The 20,317-nt window shown below is 56.9% G+C and carries 22 protein-coding genes, 1 pseudogene and 1 riboswitch; of the genes and pseudogenes, 6 read left to right on the plus strand and 17 right to left on the minus strand.

Features of this window, described 5'->3' with window-relative positions; all coding sequences use genetic code 11:
- The 3 genes from QMG40_RS09315 to QMG40_RS09320 all read right to left on the minus strand — a co-directional run.
- Positions 1 to 1,074 (minus strand): IS30 family transposase (locus QMG40_RS09315; RefSeq protein ID WP_283530756.1); only part of this gene is annotated, 1,074 nt, incomplete at its 3' end.
- Positions 1,023 to 1,838 carry an IS3 family transposase gene (locus tag QMG40_RS17395; RefSeq protein WP_459252982.1) on the minus strand — a complete coding sequence of 272 codons (816 nt, stop codon included), beginning with the start codon at positions 1,836 to 1,838 and terminating at the stop codon, positions 1,023 to 1,025. The genes QMG40_RS09315 and QMG40_RS17395, both read right to left, overlap by 52 nt.
- Positions 1,778 to 2,260: a helix-turn-helix domain-containing protein gene (locus QMG40_RS09320; protein WP_283530757.1), complete on the minus strand. Its 483-nt coding sequence runs from the start codon at positions 2,258 to 2,260 to the stop codon at positions 1,778 to 1,780. The genes QMG40_RS17395 and QMG40_RS09320 overlap by 61 nt, the downstream gene beginning before the upstream one ends.
- A gap of 53 nt (positions 2,261 to 2,313) precedes the next feature.
- Here QMG40_RS09320 and QMG40_RS09325 point away from each other — a divergent pair.
- Positions 2,314 to 2,475 (plus strand): annotated as a pseudogene (locus QMG40_RS09325) (IS30 family transposase); the annotation flags it as partial.
- 28 nt (positions 2,476 to 2,503) lie between these two features.
- On the opposite strand, the gene QMG40_RS09330 reads toward QMG40_RS09325, so the two are convergent.
- From QMG40_RS09330 to QMG40_RS09345, 4 genes are all read right to left on the minus strand, one after another.
- Positions 2,504 to 3,334 carry an ornithine carbamoyltransferase gene (locus QMG40_RS09330; protein WP_349361612.1) on the minus strand — a complete coding sequence of 277 codons (831 nt, stop codon included), beginning with the start codon at positions 3,332 to 3,334 and terminating at the stop codon, positions 2,504 to 2,506.
- A gap of 182 nt (positions 3,335 to 3,516) precedes the next feature.
- A complete protein-coding gene (locus QMG40_RS09335; protein WP_283530758.1) occupies positions 3,517 to 3,993 on the minus strand; it encodes a hypothetical protein in 477 nt (158 codons plus the stop codon).
- Between the two features lie 333 nt (positions 3,994 to 4,326).
- Entirely contained in the window at positions 4,327 to 5,571 is a 1,245-nt protein-coding gene (locus QMG40_RS09340) for a type II toxin-antitoxin system HipA family toxin (protein WP_283530759.1), read from the minus strand.
- Positions 5,568 to 5,774: a helix-turn-helix domain-containing protein gene (locus QMG40_RS09345; protein WP_349361616.1), complete on the minus strand. Its 207-nt coding sequence runs from the start codon at positions 5,772 to 5,774 to the stop codon at positions 5,568 to 5,570. Before QMG40_RS09345 ends, QMG40_RS09340 begins: the two co-directional genes overlap by 4 nt.
- A 322-nt stretch (positions 5,775 to 6,096) precedes the next feature.
- On the opposite strand from QMG40_RS09345, the gene QMG40_RS09350 reads away from it, so the two are divergent.
- Positions 6,097 to 6,303 (plus strand): hypothetical protein, encoded by a 207-nt coding sequence (locus QMG40_RS09350; RefSeq protein WP_283530761.1) that lies wholly within the window; start codon positions 6,097 to 6,099, stop codon positions 6,301 to 6,303.
- Between the two features lie 138 nt (positions 6,304 to 6,441).
- Here QMG40_RS09350 and QMG40_RS09355 read toward each other — a convergent pair whose 3' ends face one another.
- From QMG40_RS09355 to QMG40_RS09380, 6 genes are all read right to left on the minus strand, one after another.
- Entirely contained in the window at positions 6,442 to 6,927 is a 486-nt protein-coding gene (locus tag QMG40_RS09355; protein ID WP_283530762.1) for a DUF2975 domain-containing protein, read from the minus strand.
- Positions 6,928 to 7,005: 78 nt separating this feature from the next.
- The gene (locus QMG40_RS09360; RefSeq protein ID WP_283530763.1) at positions 7,006 to 7,503 is read right to left on the minus strand and encodes a hypothetical protein; all 498 of its coding nucleotides are present in this window, start codon (positions 7,501 to 7,503) and stop codon (positions 7,006 to 7,008) included.
- A 515-nt stretch (positions 7,504 to 8,018) separates the two neighbouring features.
- A complete protein-coding gene (locus QMG40_RS09365) occupies positions 8,019 to 8,528 on the minus strand; it encodes a hypothetical protein (RefSeq protein WP_283530764.1) in 510 nt (169 codons plus the stop codon).
- A gap of 11 nt (positions 8,529 to 8,539) precedes the next feature.
- Positions 8,540 to 9,037, minus strand: a complete 498-nt coding sequence (locus QMG40_RS09370; protein WP_283530765.1) for a hypothetical protein — start codon at positions 9,035 to 9,037, stop codon at positions 8,540 to 8,542.
- Positions 9,038 to 9,407: 370 nt separating this feature from the next.
- Positions 9,408 to 9,785, minus strand: coding sequence for a hypothetical protein (locus QMG40_RS09375; protein WP_283530766.1), 378 nt, complete (start codon positions 9,783 to 9,785; stop codon positions 9,408 to 9,410).
- Positions 9,786 to 9,823: 38 nt separating this feature from the next.
- Complete coding sequence (locus tag QMG40_RS09380; protein ID WP_283530767.1) at positions 9,824 to 9,976, minus strand: hypothetical protein; 153 nt, start codon at positions 9,974 to 9,976, stop codon at positions 9,824 to 9,826.
- A gap of 96 nt (positions 9,977 to 10,072) precedes the next feature.
- Here QMG40_RS09380 and QMG40_RS09385 point away from each other — a divergent pair, with 96 nt between their 5' ends.
- Positions 10,073 to 10,333, plus strand: a complete 261-nt coding sequence (locus QMG40_RS09385) for a hypothetical protein (protein WP_283530768.1) — start codon at positions 10,073 to 10,075, stop codon at positions 10,331 to 10,333.
- Between the two features lie 253 nt (positions 10,334 to 10,586).
- Here QMG40_RS09385 and QMG40_RS09390 read toward each other — a convergent pair whose 3' ends face one another.
- The 3 genes from QMG40_RS09390 to QMG40_RS09400 all read right to left on the minus strand — a co-directional run bounded on the left by QMG40_RS09390 (position 10,587) and on the right by QMG40_RS09400 (position 14,819).
- Positions 10,587 to 11,315 carry a hypothetical protein gene (locus QMG40_RS09390; protein WP_283530769.1) on the minus strand — a complete coding sequence of 243 codons (729 nt, stop codon included), beginning with the start codon at positions 11,313 to 11,315 and terminating at the stop codon, positions 10,587 to 10,589.
- Positions 11,312 to 12,289 (minus strand): hypothetical protein, encoded by a 978-nt coding sequence (locus QMG40_RS09395; RefSeq protein WP_283530770.1) that lies wholly within the window; start codon positions 12,287 to 12,289, stop codon positions 11,312 to 11,314. Before QMG40_RS09395 ends, QMG40_RS09390 begins: the two co-directional genes overlap by 4 nt.
- Before the next feature lie 778 nt (positions 12,290 to 13,067).
- Positions 13,068 to 14,819, minus strand: coding sequence for an IS30 family transposase (locus tag QMG40_RS09400; RefSeq protein ID WP_283530771.1), 1,752 nt, complete (start codon positions 14,817 to 14,819; stop codon positions 13,068 to 13,070).
- Positions 14,820 to 14,892: 73 nt separating this feature from the next.
- Between QMG40_RS09400 and QMG40_RS09405 the strand changes: the two genes are divergently transcribed.
- Together QMG40_RS09405 and QMG40_RS09410 are read left to right on the plus strand one after the other, a co-directional pair.
- Positions 14,893 to 15,492, plus strand: coding sequence for a recombinase family protein (locus QMG40_RS09405; protein WP_283530772.1), 600 nt, complete (start codon positions 14,893 to 14,895; stop codon positions 15,490 to 15,492).
- Between the two features lie 373 nt (positions 15,493 to 15,865).
- Positions 15,866 to 17,845 (plus strand): APC family permease, encoded by a 1,980-nt coding sequence (locus tag QMG40_RS09410; RefSeq protein ID WP_283530773.1) that lies wholly within the window; start codon positions 15,866 to 15,868, stop codon positions 17,843 to 17,845.
- Here QMG40_RS09410 and QMG40_RS09415 read toward each other — a convergent pair.
- Positions 17,842 to 18,429 (minus strand): helix-turn-helix domain-containing protein, encoded by a 588-nt coding sequence (locus QMG40_RS09415; protein ID WP_283530774.1) that lies wholly within the window; start codon positions 18,427 to 18,429, stop codon positions 17,842 to 17,844. The two genes, QMG40_RS09410 and QMG40_RS09415, sit on opposite strands and share 4 nt — an antisense overlap.
- Positions 18,430 to 18,579: 150 nt before the next feature.
- On the opposite strand from QMG40_RS09415, the gene QMG40_RS09420 reads away from it, so the two are divergent.
- A complete protein-coding gene (locus tag QMG40_RS09420; RefSeq protein WP_283530775.1) occupies positions 18,580 to 20,103 on the plus strand; it encodes a sodium:solute symporter family protein in 1,524 nt (507 codons plus the stop codon).
- 92 nt (positions 20,104 to 20,195) lie between these two features.
- A riboswitch (SAM riboswitch) is annotated at positions 20,196 to 20,307 on the plus strand.
- The last annotated feature ends 10 nt before the right edge of the window (positions 20,308 to 20,317 follow it).

The following is a 20,317-nucleotide window of genomic DNA, read 5'->3' on the forward strand; positions in this document are numbered from 1 at the left end:
CAGCAGCCGCTTCGGTGAGGGCACGGACAGATCCGTGCCCTTGGGAAAGTACTGGCGCAGGAGCCCGTTGGTGTTCTCGTTGGTTCCGCGCTGCCAGGGCGAGTGCGGGTCGCAGAAGTAGATGTCCATTCTCGTTGCTAGGGTGATTTGCCGGTGCTGCGCCAATTCGGTGCCCTGGTCCCAGGTCAGCGATTTGCGCAGGTGCTCCGGCAAGGCGTTGATGGCCTTCACCAGTGCCTCCCGAACGGCGATGGCACCGTGATCGTGGGGAAGGTGGACCAGCACCGTGTATCTGCCGTGTCGCTCCACCAACGTCGCGATCGCTGAACGACAGTTTGACCCCAGCACCAAGTCTCCCTCCCAGTGCCCTGGCACGGCCCGGTCATTGACCTCTACAGGTCGTTCGCTGATCAAGACCATGTCCGCAATCTTGCCCGGCCGATTACCAGCGGATCGTCTGGGTCTCCTGACGCCACGGCCGGTCCCTAGGTGTTGATGCAGGTCAGGTGGCAAATGTCCGCGTCCCCGCGCATACAGCGCCTGGTAGATCGTTTCGGGACAGACCCGCATCTCGGCCCGGTCCGGGAACCTTGCGGTGAGGTGGTCGCTGATCTGTACCGGACTCCACTTCACGCATAGCTTGGCCTGCACCAGGTCGGCCAGTTCCTCGTCGTCGAACTTGCTGCCCTTGGGCCGGCAGCCACGCAACTCGGCTTTCTTCTGGGCCGCATGCGGCGCATACGTCCCACTGCCCCGCCCGCCCCTCACGGGTCCGTTGCGGCGTAGCTCCCGGCTGATCGTCGAGGCGGACCGGTTCATCTGCACCGCAATTGATCGTGCACTGCCGCCAGCGAGGTACGAATCAGCGATCCTCAGCCGCTCATCCAACGATAGGTACCGGCCCGAGGGCTCCGGCTTCTTCCGCGGGATCAGCCCGCCAGTTGCTTGCCGCCAACAGCGCCCGGTTCTTCGATCCACTCCTACAGCGTTGCACGCCGCAATCAACGTCGAGCCCTGGGCCATCAGCACCCAAAACTGCGCTTCCTTAACAATCCGATCCGTCTTCGAATGCATGCACAACACCTCACAACCAAAGGGGTGGTGCGACGACCGATTGAATTCGCCGTTCCCTTGCGGGACATCGACTGGGTAAGTCCCGCGTAGTGCAACGCGTCTTTCCAGAGGGCGTGGCGATACTGAAACCCTTGATCGGAGTGAACCAGAGGTTTCTCATTTGGTTGGAGGGTATTGATCGCGGCGCGGAGGCTATCAGTGACCATTTTTACGCTTGGAGATGGCCCGGCAATAGCGGAGATAACCCTGTTGTCGTAGAGATCCAGGATAGGTGAGAGGTATACCTTCGAGTTTCCGACGTTGAACTCAGTGACGTCTGTGGCCCACTTCGTCTGCGGAAGTTCTGTCCCGAACTGGCGGTTTAAAACGTTCTCGGCAGCCTCGCCTACCTCTCCGCGGAAAGAGTTATACCGTTTGCGACGACGTACCGGGCACTGCAGCCCGAGGGCACGCATCAGTTTCAGCACGGTCTTCTTCGAAACCCGCCATCCCTGCCGTCGTAAGATAGCGAGGATTCGTCGATGGCCATAGGCGCTATTGGCAGCTTCGAAGGCTTCACGAATGGCTTCTTTGAGCTCGGGATGGCGGTCCGGGCGTCGGAGTCGATTTCGATGATCGTAGAAGGTCGATCTAGGGAGGTTCGCGATCGGCAGCAAGAGCGAAAGAGCAAATTGTGCCTTGAGGTCTTCGACGGCTCTAACTTTCAGCGTCGTTCCTGTGATCTCAAGGCCCGCAATTTTCCCAGATACGCGACCTCGGCACAAAGTCGTTCGTTCTCCCTGCGCAACGTCTCGAGCTCGCTCTCCTGAGGAAGGAGCCCACGATCTCTCGGAGGTCGGCCCTGCTTCTTGGGGCGTAACCCGTCCTCGCCATCACACCGGTAGATGACCGTCCAATTCGCCACGGTCGTGGGCGAGGGTAAGTCATACTCTTTAGCGAGAGCTCTTCCAGACTCTCCGTCGGCGTGGCGGCGCACGATCCCGAGTTTGGTATCAAAGTCGTACTGCCTTCGCTCTCTGGTCACCAGCGCACCTGCTCCCCGTAGTTGCCATCGTTGATACAACATTTGAACAGGATTCACGGCGAGGTCAAGAGTCAACGCAACGGATTTTGCGGTGAAGCCTTCCTCAAAAAAGTCGACAGCCGAGACAGCATCAGAACTGCTCAACGTGCTTCGCGAGTACACAGATGGACCCCTTTGAAAGTTAGACACACAGTTAAGGTGTCCAACTTTCGGGGACCACTCCACTCCTGCGCCAGTACTTCCCCAAGGGCACAGATCTCGGCATCCACAGCGCCGAAGACCTCGACTGGGTCGCCGCCGAACTCAACGACCGACCACGCAAACGACTAGAGTTCAAGAAGCCGATCGAACTGATCGAACCCCTCCTGTTGCAATAACCGCCAGAATCCGCCGAACCTTGAACGGTTATTTACGAGCCGAATCTAGAAGCATTGACATGATGGCCTGTTGTACCGGCAGCAAGGCCGACTTGAATCCGTGACCGACGAAGGACGCGCTAGCGATTGCATCGGCGGAGACTTCTCGCCCACGCACGAATGGCGGGCAAGGAGCCAGCCGGACCCCATCGGGTGCCCAATGCAACACCTCGGCTGTCACCTGATAGGGGGCAAGGGCTTCTGCGTGTTTGCCAGGGCCGTCGGTAATGATCACGTCAGCGCGGCTTGAAGCGTCCCTGAGGTCGCCATTCCACGCAGCACCCGGGCTGGACAACTCGGGCGGGCAACACTGGACCAGGTCGAGCCCAAAGGCACGTGCAGCTTCCTGCCACGCCCGAGAGATGTTCCCATCGGCCCCCACGAAAAGGTAGCGCAGCTCCAATGGATCGCTGGTCACGGAGAGAGTATACAAGTCGGACAAGACCTCGCATGGGTGGTTCACATCGGTCATGGCGTTCACCACCGGAAGGACGTTCGCCGCAGCGATCTCCTCAAGAAGCGCGATGCTGGGATGACGGGCGACCACTATATCCGCCCACTGCCCAAGATAGCCCGCTACATCGACCAGTGCCTCCGGCTTGTCGAGCGTTTCGGGCGGGAGAGTTATCGGTTGTAGCCCCATCAGCAAGGCCCCGCGCTCGAACGATACCCGCGTGCGAAGACTGGACGGCGGAAAGAAAAGCACGGCGCAGCCTTTTACCCGTGGCCCGCACCCCTGTTCGAATTCTCTAGCCACGTAGAACAGTTCATGCAGGTTTGAAGGGGTCCAATCATCCAGGCGCAGAAGGTGATGCATCATTCGATTCTAGGGCGTGAGTGGTTGGGCATAGCTGGTGACAGATCCGGGTGCGTCATTTTCAGTCGCCGCTTACACAGCTAACACGTACCCATAACGGGAACGGCCTACGGCACTGTTTACGGTTGATCCGTTCTTGAGGGTGCGCTTCGAGCTTTATTTCAGGTAGCAATCAATGGCTTTGGTTATAAATGGCTAGTCTCAAGCACCGTCTGCCGATGAATTGCTAGGATTTTTTGGAACAATCGGCTAAGGACGACTACCGCAGCGATGGTGGTGATGACCGCTACCCAGCTGGCTCCCCAATAAAGCACTGACGCGTTGTCAAGGATTGCTTGGCGCGGAGGCGACACATGCTCTGGAGGGAAATAGTCTGCATATCGGGGGAAAGGCATCGCCAGCAGCATCCACTTGGCCAGTAAGGCCAAAATTGATGCTCCGGATAACCCGAGCCACCAGGACGTGATGCGTCGAGAATTACGTTGCTGCAGCATCGACTTGCAGGTGGGGAAACCCAATACCAGAGTGAGGGTCACAAGGGCTGCCGCTGGAACGGTTGTCAGTGGTAGCAGTAAGGCAAGGACCACGAATAGCGGGGCCAGCAGGGAAGCGACGCGCCACAGGAAGAAGCCTCGTGTTGCGATTCGTTTCGGTTCAAACATTCAGAAGCCCCCAAGCATTCTTCGCTATGAGTATAGAACAACGGTGGTCAAAGCAATGTTGCTGTTCAACAGTCAACCACAGGGCCTGAGGGATTGGTCTGGAACAACATGATGGACGACCTGACACAACCTGCTACTGGCTGGTCCGGTCCCGGTTAGGTGGAGTTCACAACGAGACAGCGAAACGGGGTGGAGGGTGGTGTCCACTGGTGAACCTTGGACGGAACACGTTGGTGGCCCGGACTGAAGGCCTGATCCAAGGGAAGCAGAACGAGGCATGTAAGTCCGAAACGGCATGCTGGCGCTAGCGCATAAATCTCTCGTCGTTGATTGTCACGGGCCCATTTCCATTGCGCCCGCGGCACGTCCGTCGAGCAGATGCTGCACAGTCGCACTAGCATTCTCGGCCAATCCTGCCGCCGCCTGAGTAACGGGTTCCTCCCTAGCGGCAATGACTTGCACCTGTTCAAGCGTGTCGTTGACGATATCTTTAGTGCCGCGCATGCCCCACGAACTGAACTCGAGGACGAGATCGTCCTTGGTGACGGTCGCGTGCAAGTACTTCTTGTTCACAGCGAGGGCCAGCTGCCCATCCAACCCTTCGCGAAGACCATGAGGTACAAAGTCATACGCTGGCGCCAATGCAATGTGCCCATCGGCATAGTGCAGAAGACCCAGGTTCTTCGCGTGCATGTCGAGGTTTGAGATGGCGACGCCGAGGGTTGTGACGACGGCAAGCTTCCGCATATCGTTTGCCTGACCGTGAGTTCTCAGTACTTCAGCGATGCGCTTCAGATTCACGATGCCGCCGTACGCCTGGTATTTCTGGTTCCCGGCGGCTCCGAGGACCTGGTTGAAGTCTTCTTGGTGAACCCTCCCGCCTGGAACTGCAAGATCACGGTCGAACCGTTGAATAACGAGCGCATCGGTTCCGCCAAAGTTTGCAAGATGCGTGTCAAAGTTGGCAACGCCAAGCGCACGGGTGAAGCGCGCCCCGTACTCTTCATCGAATATTTCCGTGGGCCGGTTTGAAACTATCGGCTTCACGATGTGCGTCGACGGGAACCCGCCGAAGACTTGGTGCCATTCGCCGTCCAGCTGGGCAAGAACAATCTTCGGCTGCACGCCGGCGAGCGAAGTCTTGCCCAGAACGCCGGAGTTAGCGAGCGGGTTCGCGGCGCGCTCAGTCAGCAGGACGTGCACGTCCTCCTCCGACACCGGCCGGGCTTCGGGGGTCTGTGGCTCCGTAGGATTGTCAGCGTCCCATATCTGAAGCGCGCCCGCGATGTCGCGCCCGAACCGGGCCAAGAACGCCAAAGCATCGCGCCTGCGCAACCCGGCCATCGCCAGCATGAACTCAAGCTGGTCTCCTTCCGGGAGGAGTTCCTCGAAGAAGTTCCGCCTCCGCGACGCGTGCGCCCTGTTTGGCCGCGCGACCAATGGCACAGCGACGGACAAGGCCCGGCTACCCACCCCGAAATGATCGATAGCCGTGCGTGCCGGTGTGAAGTCGAATGTGCGCTCGTCACCGCTCAGCACCCCAATGAACTGCCCGCTCAACTCAACATGGAGTCTCATTGAGGTTCTCCACTTTCAGTACTGTCGTCCCACTCCGCGGTGACGGTCACACCGCATTCGCGCAAGAGCTTAAAAAGCCTTTCCGCGTAGAGAGTATAGGCCTCGGACTCCAGATTGCTGATAGCGCTCTGCGTGACGCCTGTCCGCGCGGAAAGCTCCCTCTGGGACATTCCTGCGGCCAGCCTCGCCTGCTGCAAAGCCATCCCTAGATCAGCCGGTGAATGGATCTTCGCTATTTGTTTCGACACTTTGAGCCTTCCACATTGACACAAACGATGCTGTGATATGAATATTCACATCATAATCGATGATATGAATATTCGCATCAATTCCGGTGTCTAGCGACTGCCGTTGACCTCAGCACCTCTGCAATTCAGGATCACAGCTGGTCATATTGACCGTTGGCTATGCAACTGTCGCTTTCAGAAAGCGACGGCACGAGTATCAGAAGTCGTTAGCCTGGTAGCTCTGAGCCCGTAGGGGAACCTGTTGCGGGGCAGAAGCCGGGTAAGAGAGACTTCCAAGATGCAGTCAGAGCACAAAGTCTGGATCGTTCAGCATGATGAGAGCCCACACAACACCATCCTTCGTGTCTTCGCCACCGTGGCTGAAGCGGATACATTCGCCGAGGAGGTAAAGACCCAGTTCAAGAATGGCGTGATTTATTCTTCCTTTACCATTGGTTACCGGTTTGATGACGGCAGAGCACATTATGGCATCAAGGAACGCTGAGACTTGGAATCATGCCCACTCAAGCACCACGTAACTTAGCCCCCGGATATCGCAAGCCGAACCAAGACCGGTACAGGCGAAACCATACTGACGGAACCAGCGCAATTATCACGTACGCAAAGAGTGAAGCACGTCGGTCTACGGGGCAGGGGTGCCTTGCTCAGGGTCGTCTTGGAATATACCGGTTAGGAGTCCGCGCTTCACCGCTGTCCTCAAGACCAGTGCGCTTGCTCCGAAAGCGATAGAGGCGAGAAGCCCGAAGAGCATAACGGGGGTGCCAATGTTTGCAATGAAAGTGGCGTGCATGATGATGCCGATCAATGTCGCTGCGGTGAAGAGGAGCCAGACTGTCATAAAATTAACCCAACGCATTGGTGACCCGGTGAACGCTGCTCCCCGCTTCACAATCGAGAGAATTTGCCAGACCGCCAGCAGTGCCAGCTCAAAGCCGGCGATCGCAACGATGACGGCGATGGTGTACGGGCGCTCTAGGTAGGCGACCTCAGGATACGCTGCCGCAAAGGACCTCGCGACGTGCGGCGTGATGAAAATTTGGGCCAGGATCGACCCAAGCGCCAGCATGACGACGGTGATACGCATGAGCCGGATCTGTTGGATGACCATGCTTCATCCAAACACGGCTGAGTCTTTCTTTCCATCCACCCGCAAGTGGAACGGCTACTGGGACGGTCGGACATGCGATCAGGGGCAGGTCTTGCCGATTGGGATGTAGGTGGTCTGGGTCGTTTGGTCCGTTGTTACCTCGAGGGGAACGCATCCGGGTTCCTTGAGCCAAAACCCGCCGGGGTAGACAAGCCAGTTTGCGTTGGCTTGTGCGGATGAACAACCGGGAATCACTAATTCGTCGGCGAGTGTATACCCGGAATTTGACCAGCCGATCTTCATGCTGTCGCGCATTTCTGCGGGCACGCTTAACGTGAAAGCGGTGCCTGCCTTCATGACGAGGCCCATCTTTTGGAATTGGAGGCCGTCAGAGGTAACGCCGGCGCCCCACTGGTTTGCGTCTATTCCGGTGGAGGCTGTGTTGATGTAGAGAACTTCCGGTACTCCTGGCTTTTCCGGCCCTGCACCAAGATCGACTGCTGTGAGCCCAGTCCTGATGGGATTGGCGCATTCGAATTGAAGTGAGGTTCCCTTGGCGTGCGGACTAATTTCAGAATCCAGTGACGATGTGGACACGCTTGATGAGGGTGCGGGGAAGGGGAGAGTGGACTCGTTCGTTTGCTGTGGGGCCCCGGTGCACGCGGATAGTGCGAGCAAAGTAGCGGTTGTACAGGCAAGAATTGGAAAACATCTCTGATTACGCCATTTGATCCCCATTCAAGAAACTTAGTGTAGAAGCCATGCCCTGACAAGGGGACCATGGCTGCGCCCTCGGAATGGGTAGCCCGCAGAGATGCCGTCATTTTTCCAAAAACTCATACCAAATCTGCACAGATCACAGTAGCCGCAAGTGGAACCTCCTGCGGACAGGGTTTGCCAGAATTGTTTCGAACCGATTAATGGACCCGAAAGCTACTCGTTGTCACGGCAATTCTTTCGAGATCCAGCATCGCTAATTTCGTGCCGATCGGCACAAGTCTCTAATGGGTTCGATAGTCTCGTCCTCTTGTGGCCGCGGCGCCTGAGACTGGTGTATGTTCCGACACCAGGTTGTGCTTGCGCGATTCGTTCTCTGCGCGAGGGGTTCGACGTCAGTCGGGGGTGTAGGGGCTGATCTCCAGCTGGTCAACTCCGTGATCGTGCAATGCCTCGACGACACGCTGCGTGGCGATGAAAGCATAGTTCTGATATGGCTGGCCGTAGAGGTTCTGGATGTCAGACCCCGGGGACGGATCGGTCGCGAATCCGGTGTATCCCTCGACAGGCGAGCCGGCGTGGTCTCGAACCTCGACGTCGAAGGTTCGGTAACCGGTGACCTCAGCGGCGCGAAGTGCCTCGATGAAACGAGTGGAGGCAATCTTCAACGCCATCCCACCAGTCCACAGCAGGTCACCGTACTTCTTGCCTCCGTTGAAGGGAGCAAGCCATACCGGGAACGGAAGTTCTTCAGGACGCCAGTCCACGATGAACGGGTAGACACTGGTGACACCGTCGGGCATGTACCAGGGATCTCCGGTGATCTTCGGCTTACCTTGTCCGCAGACGGTGAGCCACACGTCGTTGCGTTTTGATCTGGCCTCGATGCGAACCCATTCGGACATACGCTCACCTTTCAGCAGCGGGAGTATCTCGCGTAAACGGCCGTAATCGACGTGTTGAACTGAAGCACGGTTGCCTTCGTCGCGTTCTTGTTCTGGTCAATCCATCTCTGCCAGTCACGGTTGTGCGCGGCGGAAAGATCGGAGTGGTTGTTGGCCACCCCAGCAGCCGAACCCCACCACAGACCGAAGCTCGGGTCGTGGATCAGAATTCCCTTGGCGCCGAAGTACGTACTGAAGGCCTCGGGCATGGTGTGGTGCTCCTGGCACCGTGACCCGGGGTCGTAGCCGGTTCGCTGGATCAGGTTGTACCGAAAATTCGCCGACGTAAACGGTCTGTATTCTGCTGCCGCCACCATGACCGTGTCTTGACCCTGGGGCGCGGCAACGGTGGTGACGCCTACCGTTGTTTCCGACGTGAGCGATGAAGCGGACGCTGCCTGGCCTGACATCCCGAAAACTACTGCCATCAGGACGGCAGCAATCAACGTACAAAACTTACGGATCTTCATGGGGTCCCCCTGCCCTATGTGTCGTGACGATCGCTACCAATAATCACCGACGACACAAATTTAGCCGTTTCCCTTAGCGTTACACAAGAGCTCGATTTCTGGAAAATACCCTCGGTCTTCCATGCGGGTGGCCGATCGCCCACCGTCCCACCCTCGCAAGAAGCACCCGCAAGAGGTCCGTCCGGATAGGCATTTCGGACCGTCCCACAAGCCGGTCTATCACCGGCCGATAAACCGCGTTTGGCGCCGGCGGTAGCAAGATCGTTGATGTTGTCCGCAGGCGGAACGGCCTACGGGACGTCTTGATTTTTTGAGTATTAATTCCAGGGCTCAGAATTCATGTCCGCCCCTTGGCCTGGTTTGTTGGATGTTAGTCGCCACGGAGTATTGGCGCCGTTGTATGCAGGACTTTGAGTTGCACGGAGCGGATGAGGCGCAGCGTTGTCACGTCATCCCATCCTGTGATGCCATGCCATTCAAGGCCGGCGCCAATAAATTCGCTGGCGAACATGATTTCGGTGGCCAGCACCGCGCGATGCCAGTCGAGTATCGTCAAGGCTCGTTCCTCCCGGACCTCGACGGCGATTCGATAGCCGACACTGTACAAGTCCGACAGCCCATTGAAACCCATAGCAACCGCCATTGCTTCTGTTCCCTTGGCTGGACCGCCCCATTGTGCAAGGCCCTGGTACAGGACGCTGCGCTCATCCTCGGTCAGTTCAATGGCTATTTCTTGCTCGGGACTCATGTTCCTGATCGTGCCACAAGTAGCCCACCCAAGCCACACTATTCTGGGCTAAACGTGCTCAGACTGGCAGCCGCGTGCGGATCCGGACATGTCAGTGCCACGAGCCCTCCGCGCAGCACCGACGCGTCCCTCACGGGAACCCTTGCCGGGCACAGCGCTGGTTTGACGAGTGTGCGAGGCAGGAAGTTCATGTTGGTTCTCCCTTCGGCCGGGTGTTTCCCAGCGGAACACTTCCTCGGGGATTTTGGCTTAAGATCGGCTTCGAAGGCTGATAGTAGGATTTGGCAATGACTCATATTTCTAAAAGCCAACGATGGTCTCGAATTGCAGCTTGGGTCGTGGCTCTGGCAGCCACAATCAGTGGACTTATTCTCTTGGTAGTGGGGAGCACGACAGTATGGGTTCCGGATTTGGTCTCCCAAGATACTTATATCGGACAGACGATTCAGCTTGGCTGGATCGGGCTGCCTATCCTCTGCGTAGGATTGGTGTCAGGCATGGCAGTCTTGATTGCCGAAGGGTACGCAACTGCCCGCAGCCAGAAATAATGGCAGCTCGGCCGGCCACAAGAATGTCAGCTTGAGCGTTGGTTCACGTCCGTTGGTTAAGGCCAGTCCACCAGCAGCCTTCAACGGCATAAGTCCTTGACTCGCCTGCCGAACAAATCAGTGTCCATTGGGGAACGCTCTGCGGGAACGCTCTGGAAGAGGTTCCCTTCACGCACAGCATCACTAACCCACGATTTTTCACTTATTCACCGTCCACCCCAAATGAGTCAACTCGTTTGGTCATGGCCATAACTTACATTTGTTCTGCTTCTGTTTCCAGCTCTTTCTGGGAAAGCCACTGCTCGGCAATCCATAGGAAACCGCCGGTAGGGTCTATGGTGCTGCTAAACCCTCGAACCCGATCAGCTTCATCATAGGGCAGTGGCGCGATTAGTCCCGGGGGTGACGGGTTCCTCGCCAGGGAACACTTATTCACCAGCCCAGTGAGATACTCATCCTGCGTGTTCCGTAGTGGTCCGAAAATAGCATTGGCCGCGCGTGCTTTTTCTCCGTGCTGGACATATGCTCTGCCCTTCGACAGATAAAGGTGAACATCTGTGACTTCACCTTCGGAGGGCGCGACTGCTATGTGTGCCGTGATCGAAGGCCGGACCTTTACATTGCTAGGCAGCGTTAGGCGAGCAGAGCCCTCCGCGAATAGTTCAGCCCCAAAACGGAGCGTTGCGACATGCAGTACCCCGTCGGCAACCTTTCTTCCAGGAAATCTGGATCCAAGGAACCGTCCGTTTTCCAGTGTCCTGCTCAGCGAAGGCTTCGTCGCAGACTGATCGCGGCCGACGATGAATCCCGGATCAGGATGAAATGCATCAGCACCATGCAAACTCACTTTAAAGTCTGCGAAGGATTTATCACGAGACTTGATGTAAAACGATGACCCATGCCACCAAATCTTCCAGCTGTATGAGTATCGGTGGGTCTCTTTGTCACCAACGACGATGTACATTGCTTGCAGTGCGGTCACAGTCCACGCCTAGACCAATGAATTTTGGAACCATCTAAGGCCGTGCCCGCTGCGGTGTCTACCTTCGCTGGGGCCTTTGCCCGCTTAGGCCCACTTTCCTTCTCCGCCACCACCGCATCACCAATGAGCACGTAGACCTTGCGAACCTTTTCCGTTGTGAACGACAGCTGAGTTCCTGGGGGGCCTACTGGCCGGCGATGAGTTACCAGCAGGACAGCATCTTCGAGTTCCTTGGTCCCGCGGGACCGCATAGAAGCACTGATGCCATATCGGGCCGGGAAGTTCTCAGTGGTGAACCATACGTCACGCCCTTCAAAACCGAGGCCCAATTTATTGGAGAAAGAAGTCTTGCTGGGCTTGTATCCACCTTCCGCTAGGAGGATCAGCAGCATCGTCAAACCTGGAGCGCCCAGCTGTTGAAACTTGCCCGAGGTCCACAGCTTGCTAGAGACCTTGAAATAGAAGTCGCGCTTCAACCCGCCCCGAGAATAGGCCGTCGATGGAAGCTCATACTGGGACCCATCGCCTGACTCATCCAGAAGAGTGACATTCGATGGCTCACCATGTGTCTTGTCGAGTCTTATGAGCTGGAGGTCTGCCAGTGTCTGCAAAGCGTTGGCGATTCGCCGGGCCCCCTTACCGGAAGGATCCGGCAGGCCCAAGAGCGTCGCCCACTTCCGTGCAGGGAGCTTCACGTCAAAGGGTTTCTTTGCGCACTTCCAGATCAGGGCGACGTAGAGCATCACAGGAACAGCGGCCCCGCGACCGCCTCCGCCCGTTACCAACTTCTTCAGGGGCGCGTACTCTCCGGGGGTGTCGTTGCGGACGAAGGAATTGCGAATGGGTACGGCCTTGCGCACGCCCAAACTCCCGTCTATTTCCCTTGCAAATTTTTTGGAGAGTTCAAGCACCTGTGCAAAAAGAACGGCCTGTGCATCCACTTTTTCATCTTGTTTCAGGGCTTCATCCGCCACTCTGCCAGCGACTTTTTCGGTTGCTGACGATGAGGCTACTTTACGGATATTACCGGTACTAGTAATGGTCCTATACTCCTTCTACGGTCAACGACTAACATATTCTTCAACTAGTGTAGTAGATACATAGCAACTAGAGTAGTTTGAATTGTTCAACAAGAACTAACAGAATATTTCCATCCCTTTTCTTTCCCTTTATTTTCAAGGAATTGACATGGCTTGCCCGGATAATTGTGTGCTAGGTTAGGTTTATCGAGTTGGACCGCTGGAATTTTCAGCAAGAACTAAGACCCTGGACCCATAACCCGGGGATTAGGTGCCTTGCCAAGGGCCGCAGTGGGCCGCTCGTAGCTCAAGATGACCCGACCAACCGGAGTTAGGGTTAACCAGCGTAGGAGCACCAGCCGATCGCCTGGATCGGAAAGGGACTCATGTGAGACTTAGCCTCATACCGCAGGCATTTTGAGTCAGTGAGGGCCCTTTGGAAGGGGCCCTCACTGCGTTAAAAAGGTTCTTTTGGAGGACCTTCCAGCGCACGCTTGTTGCCCAAGCTGCTGATTCGGCGTCCTTTACGGGTGTCCCGTATAGGCATTTGAAAGTGTCCCTCAAGCCGGTCCCCCACCGAACAAACCAACCCCTGACATGCATCGTTGTGACTGATAGTCGCCAACTGTGCCGTAAGAGGTGTCCGGTGAATTGACCGGTGATGGGAGGGCGGATTCTATTGGTCGACGCAACAATTGAATGAAATTGGGGTCGTTATCCCGATATTTCGAGGCTACCTCATAATCTTGGTTGATGCTTTGCGTTCGGTACTGAATAGTGCTGCTGGAGTGTCGTAGTCCATGGTCTTTCGTGGACGCGTGTTGAGTTCGCGCATGACGTTGGCAACGTGCTGTGTGCTGTGAACGGCGAGGTTGGTGCCCTTGGGGAAGTATTGGCGAAGTAGGCCGTTGAAGTTCTCGTTCGCGCCGCGTTGCCAGGGGCTGGAGCGCTCAGCGAAATACACTGGCACGCCGGTTTTTTGAGTGAGTTCCTCATGCGAGGCCAGCTCGACTCCTTGGTCCCAGGTCAGTGTTCGTTTCATGGCAGGTGGGAGCTTCGCGAACGCACCGCTGATGGCTGCGTTCACACTTGCCGCCGTGTGGTCGTACGGCAGATTAACGACGATGCCGTACTGGGTTTTCCGCTCTCGTAAAGTCACCATGGCTGATACGGATCCGACCCCGATCACCAGGTCTCCCTCCCAATGGCCAGCTTCCAACCGTGTTTCAACCTCGGCCGGCCGCTGGTCGATCATGGTCATATTGCGGATCCGTGAACCTTGCCCAGTCCGGTTACGCCAGCGAGTCTTGCGGATCCTTCGACCGGTCCGCAGCTTAGTGGCGTAACGCTTGTGAATACCTTGGCCATCGCGCAACAGCAGGGCCCGGTAGATCGTCTCCGGACAGAGCCGCAGCGTGAGGTCCTCGGGGTAGGTTTTCTTCATCCATCCACAGATTTCATCAGGGGACCAGCAGCGATTGAGTTTGCGTTGCACTAGTCCGCGCAGCCGAGGATTCGAGGCGAGCTTGTGGGTCTTCGGCCGTGCGCGCTGCACTCTGGCGTCATGATCGGCGGTGCGGGGCAGATAGCGGCCTTCGCTGTCCCGATGACGGTCCAATTCTCGTTTGATGGTGGAGGGTTGACGGCCTAGTTCGCGGGCCACTGAACGCATGGAATGACCCAGTTCCAGCAGGTCGGCTATCTGCAGCCGTTCACGGGACTGGAGATATCGGCCGGCCGGTTCCGGCACCGGTTTGAGGGACGGAATCTGGAAATTGTTGGCTTGTCGCAGTACCGTGCCTGTTCGTCTGTGCATACCCAGAAGTCTGCATGCTTCAGCGTTGCTTTTGCCCTCTCGCATCAGCTGCCAGTACTTCGTGTTCCGCTCCAAGCGGTGCTGTTTCGACTCAGACACCGTTGAAGCCAGCACCTGGTCCGCGTACCGCCCCGATGACAAGACGGCGGCGTGTTGGGCTGCAGCAGCCGCATTTCGCTGTGTTGCCAGTCGTGCAAGGCGTTCGCGTTCCAAAGCGTGGCAGCGATGATCCGTCAGCCGCAGCCTGGACTGACAACGCTTCAAGGTAACCTTCTGGCCCCGGAACTGCTCGAAACGCACCTGCAGCCACTGATACCCCGTCGAGCGGCCAACCCCGGCCACAAGAGCGGACTGGGCAAGATCTTTGCCAGCATCAAATGCCTCCCAGAATGTGACTTCATCCTTGACGTCGACCTGCAGGTGGTGCCGTCCCGTGTCGCCCACTGCAGCCTCCCACGCCGGGATCCTAGAAGTGGTGAACCCCAACGCCTCCGTTGCCTCGGCCGGATTCTTTCCATCACGGCGGAATCCCAGATAACTTTCACGCAACCAGCGATATCCAACCTCTTGGTGGACACCAGCCGCGCGGGCGGAAGGTTTGAGACCATTCCCCTGCTTAATCGAGGCCAAAAACCTGATGCCTGTTGGAGAAGAAGAACTCAAATACATATCGAATCACCTTGAAATAGGTGTTGCTTCGATCGATAGAATCCCGCGGAGCGTATATGACACACTGGACTGCATGTCTGGGATCATGGTTGGCTACGCCCGTGTATCTACGGAAGAACAAGACCTCACCGCACAGCGTGATGCCTTGGCTATCCTTGGCGTTGAGCCGGATCGCGTCTACGTTGACCATGGCTTTACTGGTAGGAACAAGAACAGGGCCGGACTTCGCGAAGCCCTCGCAGCATGCCGGGCCGGAGATACCTTCGTCATTACCAAGCTCGACCACCTAGCCCGTTCCGTCCGGGACGCCCACGAAATTGCGGACGACCTCGCCAGCCGTGAAGTCAAGCTCAGCATTGGTGGCTCCGTCCATGACCCCGCTGACCCAATGGGCAAACTGCTCTTCAACGTTCTGGCAATGATCTCCGAGTTTGAAGCCGACCTCATCAGTATGCGCACCCGCGAGGGAATGAAGGTTGCCAAGGCCAACGGCAGGCTAAGGGGAAAACAGCCAAAGCTCACGGTGAAGCAAGAAGCCCACCTCCTTGAACTACACAATGAGGGTAAATACACCATGGCCGAACTAGCCGAACTATTCTCCATCAGCCGATCCACCATTTACCGGGCCCTTCAACGCAGACAGCGCAGGGCAGCCGGGCCAATAAACTCCTGAGAATTGCGCAGGTGACTTGTGGTGGGCTCACTCAACGCGAAGTCGGGCTAAGCCTGGGATGGCTCCGTCTACAATCCCACTGCCCAAAGCCGGATCAGTACCAACACGCCTTAACCGCGAGTCCCATGTCAGCCCCGCTCGGAGAGAGTCACAATGGGCTCCTGCTGAAGAACATTGAACAGTGCTGCCGCCTTCTGAAAATGACCTGGTCGCCTTCAGGCGTGCAAAAAAAGTCGGGCGTATAGATTTCGTCAAAACCGACCTTAATCGGTGCACACCGGTGCTAGTCTCCAGTAGCCGCGCATCAACTGCAACCGCAGCCACAGCTCGGTAAATTCCGCAATTTAGCGGTAGCGAAGACGAAAGGTCGCACGTGACATCCCTTGCCAAGGCTCCGGCCGATCCCGGAGGCGCCGGAAAGCTTCGGGGCAAAGCAGCGCTGCACCAGTGGTTGTTAGAAGGCATGCCCGAAAGTTCCGGCAAACGTCAGGGACCGCATGGCCGGCCAGCAGAACACCATAAACCGCACTCATGGTGGCGAGTCATGTGCCTGACAGGTCTTGACTACTTCTCAACCCTTGGCTACCAGCCCGCCATAGCAGCGCTGGCAGCAGGGGTGTTGGCTCCGTTAGCCACTATTGTCCTTGTCCTGGTGACCTTGTTCGGCGCACTTCCCGTGTACAAGCGGGTAGCCAGGGAGAGCCCACGTGGCGCCGGCTCTATCGCCATGCTTGAACGCCTGCTTCCGCGCTGGTGGGGCAAGCTCTTTGTGCTGGCCTTGCTCGGTTTCGCGGCCACCGACTTCATGATCACCATCACGCTCTCAAGCGCGGACGCCACCGCCCATGTGATTGAAAATCCCTTCGCACCGGACTTCCTTCATGGGCAAAACATCATCATCACTCTTGTTTTGATTACTGCCTTGGCAGCTGTTTTCATGCGGGGCTTCAAGGAAGCCATCAGCATTGCAGTGGTTCTAGTGGCCCTCTTTTTAGTCCTGAACCTTGTAGTTATCAGTGTGGCACTGGCGAACGTGGTGAACAGTCCCCTGCTGACTGCCGATTGGTGGGGCGCGCTCACCACCTCACACGGCAACCCGATCATGATTGTTGCCATCGCACTCCTTGTCTTTCCCCGCCTTGCCTTGGGCCTGTCCGGGTTTGAAACGGGAGTTGCCGTCATGCCGCAGATCAAGGGTCACCCCACCGACACGGATACTAATCCTGAAGGTCGCATCAAGGGCGCTCATAGGCTCCTCACCACAGCGGCCGTCATCATGAGCACCTTCCTGATCACGTCCTCGCTGGCCACCACTATTTTGATTCCCGCCGCCGAATTCCAGCCGGGAGGGGCAGCCAATGGTCGCGCTCTTGCCTTCCTAGCCCACAAGCTACTCGGCGAAGGCTTCGGCACAATCTATGACATCAGCACCATAGCCATCTTGTGGTTCGCCGGAGCAAGCGCCATGGCCGGGCTTTTGAACCTCGTCCCCCGCTACTTGCCGCGCTTTGGCATGGCACCCGAGTGGGCAGCCGCCGTGCGACCCCTGGTGCTGGTGTTCACCGCCGTCGCGCTTCTCATCACAGTAATTTTCAAGGCCGACGTCGATGCTCAAGGAGGTGCCTATGCCACAGGTGTTCTGGTGCTCATCACCTCCGCAGCTATCGCCGTAACTTTATCCGCCAGGCGCAAAGGTGAGCGAGTAAAAACTGTTGGCTTTGGTGCCGTCTCAGTAGCTTTCATGTACACAACTGTGGCGAACTCGATCGAACGCCCTGACGGTCTGAAGATCGCGCTGCTGTTCATTCTAGGCATTGTCTTTGTTAGCCTGCTTTCGAGGATCCGTCGATCCTTTGAGCTGCGGGCCACCTACATTCGTTTGGATGAGGCAGCCATGAACTTTGTGGCAGCCGTGGACGAAGGCGGGTTGCGGATCATTTCCCACGACCCAAAGACTCGCAGCTCCTCTGCCTACCGACGCAAGCTTGCCCATGCCGCGCACGTCAATGATATTGGCAATCCTAAAGAGGTGCTGTTCATGGAGGTCATTGTGGATGACTCTTCAGATTTTGAGACGGCGTTGGAGGTACGTGGTATCACCCGGCACGGTTACAAAATTTTACAGGTACACGCCTCAAATGTGCCCAATACCATTGCCGCTGTTCTGCTACATATTCGCGATGTTACGGGGCTTATTCCGCACATTTACTTCCGTTGGACCGAGGGGAACCCCATCTCCAATTTACTGAAGTATCTGTTTATCGGTGAGGGCGAAATTGCACCGGTAACCCGGGAGGTGCTCCGCGAGGCCGAGCCGGATCTGGTGGCCCGCCCGTGGGTGCATGTGGGTTAGTTGACCCCAGAGCCCGAGGCTGCCGGCACAAGAATCCACAACGCTTCAACAGGATACGCCGTATGGTTCTGCCAACTGTGCGGTTCCCGGCCGGGGAATGAAAGCGTGTCCCCTGCGCGCAGGTCATAGGACTCGTGGGTCATGCGTAATGTCAATTCTCCGCTGATAATGTGCAGAACATCCACATCACAATCAACAGCATAAAGTTCAGTTTCGCCACACCCATAAGGTTCAATAGTGGCGCCAAGAATTTGCAGGCGACGTTCAGAGCGTGAGCTCAGCAGGCGCTCTACGATTCCCTCACCGCCTAAGGAGATGCGCGGGCCCTCTCCCCTACGGGTCAAGTGGGTTTCCGGGGCTGCGAAAAGTTCGCCAATGGAAATTGAGAGAACTTGGCACAGCGTCACAAGGGAGGCCACACTTGGTGAGGTGAGATCGCGCTCAACCCTGCTAAGGAACCCTTTTGTCAGTCCCGTCGCGTTAGCCACTTGCTCAATCGTTAGTCGCTGATCCTGGCGAGCGGCGCGAATGCGCGATCCAATGGCAACGGGACCGGTACTTGGTTCCACGTGCAAAGCTTTCATTAGCGGCTCCTTTGACACCACGGCTGCCGCTTGCTCTCAAGCTGCACTTTGACTGTAACTGCAGTCACAGTTTAGCCTAATAGACAACAAGTGTTGCTTAAGAGGCAATATTTCGGGGGATTACTACTACTTCGCACTCTGGAGCATCACATGGACTTAAACATTGCCATAGTCGTCTTATATTTGGTGGCCATGCTGGCCTTTGGTTGGTGGGGAAAGTCGCGGACCAAAAATAATAGCGACTTCCTGGTGGCCGGCCGTCGATTAGGACCATTCCTCTACACAGGAACCATGGCCGCCGTGGTGCTCGGTGGCGCCTCCACAGTAGGAGGCGTGGGCCTCGGTTACAAGTTCGGCATCTCCGGTATGTGGCTGGTCATTGCCATCGGTGTTGGCGTGTTACTGCTCAGCCTGCTATTTGCCCCCACCCTGCAAAAGTTGAAGATCTACACAGTCTCACAGATGCTCAGCCTGCGTTACGGTCAAGAAAGCACCAAGTTCTCAGGCATAGTCATGCTCGCCTACACCATCATGATCTCGGCAACCTCTACAGGAGCCTATGCCACCATCTTTGTGGTCCTCTTCGGCTGGGACCGCTGGCTGGCTATCGCTGTAGGTGGAGCGATTGTGTTGCTGTACTCCACGATTGGCGGCATGTGGTCAATCACCCTCGCTGACCAGGTTCAGTTCATCATCAAGACCGTGGGTATCTTCTTGCTCATGCTGCCCTTCGCTTGGAACGCGGCAGGCGGCCTTGACGGCATCCGTGACCGCGTTGATGCGAGCTTCTTCCAGTGGGATGGAATCGGCGTCCAAACAATCATCACCTACTTTGTGGTCTACACCCTGGGGATGCTCATCGGTCAGGACATTTGGCAACGCGTCTTCACCGCCCGCACCCCCGAAGTTGCCCGCTGGGGCGGTGCCACCGCCGGTATCTACTGCATCCTTTACGGTATTGCTGGCGCATTGATCGGAATGGCAGCATTTGTTGCGCTGCCCACCATTGACATTGCCAACCTGGGCAAGGATGTTGTTTACGCAGAAGTCGCCACCCAGTTACTGCCCCTGGGCATTGGTGGCATCGTCATGGCCGCGGCTGTGGCCGCCATGATGTCCACAGCATCCGGCTCACTCATTGCCGCAGCGACAGTTGCCCGCAAAGACGTTGTCCCCTACGTTGCCAGCTGGTTCGGCAAGAAAATTGACACCTCAGATTCGGCCAACCCGGAGCACGATGTTAACGCCAACCGTGCCTACGTCCTGGGCTTGGGTGTCCTGGTGGTTTTGATTTCCATTGTGGTCAACGACGTGGTCTTCGCGTTGACAATCGCCTACGACATTCTGGTTGGCGGTCTGCTCGTTGCCATCATCGGCGGCCTTGTTTGGAAGCGCGGTACCGGTCTTGGAGCTGCCTGGTCGATGGCAGTTGGCAGCGTAGTCACCATTGCCATGCTGGTGCTGTTCGCCACCGGAGTCATCTTCAGCGAAGACGGAATCTACGCCAACGAGCCCATCTACATTGGCTTGGCATCATCATTGCTTGTTTATGTTGTGGTCTCCCTGCTGACCCCGCGCACACCCGATCACATTCGCAAGGCTTGGGATGACCGACTCGCCGCAGCCGTCACAGACACCAACTCGGATGAAGTAGGCGCCCAGCTACAGAAGTAACAGCTCTGCCCCAGAGTACGACGGCGGTTGGTGACTAACATTTATTACCTCACCTGCCGCCGTCGTACTTTAAAGCGGTAGTCTGGAGCCAGCTTCATGAGATGCGATGCCAAGCTCCGACTTATCGCGCACCTTCCCCATGCTTCAAGGGTGGTTCGGATGAGGAAGTGACCGGCGGAAAATCTTCGCGGGTAAGAGCAAGCCAAAGGCATCC

The sequence above is a fragment of the Arthrobacter antibioticus genome (assembly GCF_030063205.1).
Classification (GTDB): domain Bacteria; phylum Actinomycetota; class Actinomycetes; order Actinomycetales; family Micrococcaceae; genus Specibacter.